General features: G+C 46.4%; 1 protein-coding gene. It reads left to right on the forward strand.

Annotation, left to right across the window (positions count from 1 at the left end; all coding sequences use genetic code 11):
• The coding region (gene cobA / locus A3735_RS28135; RefSeq protein WP_068639080.1) for a uroporphyrinogen-III C-methyltransferase at positions 1-623 on the forward strand (623 nt) is incomplete at its 5' end.
• Between the last annotated feature and the right edge of the window lie 120 nt (positions 624-743).

Genomic DNA, 743 nt, shown 5'->3' on the forward strand with positions numbered 1-743 from the left:
AGAAAAGTGCCGACCATGCTTTGCCCCAAGAGCAAATAAACCAGTTGATTGTCGAAAAAGCGATGAGCGGCAAGAAGGTTGCTCGTCTTAAAGGCGGTGACCCTTTTATCTTTGGTCGTGGTGGTGAAGAGGTTCAGGAACTGTTGGATGCGGGGGTTGCTTGCCGAGTCGTCCCAGGTGTTACCGCTGCTTCAGGTTGTACGACTTATTCCGGCATTCCATTAACTCACCGGGATTTTGTTCATGGTTGCACTTTTATCACGGGCCATCTTCAGGATGATACGCTGGATTTACCTTGGCAGGCTTTGGCACGTGAAGATCACACTGTTGTGATTTACATGGGTATTAAAACATCACCAATACTGTCTAGAGAGTTAATTAATAACGGCTTGGCCGAAGACATGCCGGTTGCCCTAATCAGTAACGGCACCACAGAGAATCATCGAACCTATCGAACCAATATTTCAGATTTGCCAGAATTTGTTCTAGCGAACCAAATCAAGCCGCCAACACTGATTGTTATTGGCCGAGTGGTAAATGCTTTGGATACCGAAGGTTTTGATCAGGCTACTTTGCTTGATGAAGCCTCCAGGCATGAACAGATGATGACTAAGGTAGGTTGATTGTGAGACAGCTGTTATTTCTCTTAAGTCTATTTTCCTCGTTTGCTATTGCAGGCTCACCGGAGCTCGCGTCTGAGCCCGAAGTAAATATCAATAGCAGAATGGGGCAGGAGCTATACC

The sequence above is a fragment of the Oleiphilus sp. HI0061 genome, from assembly GCF_001635675.1.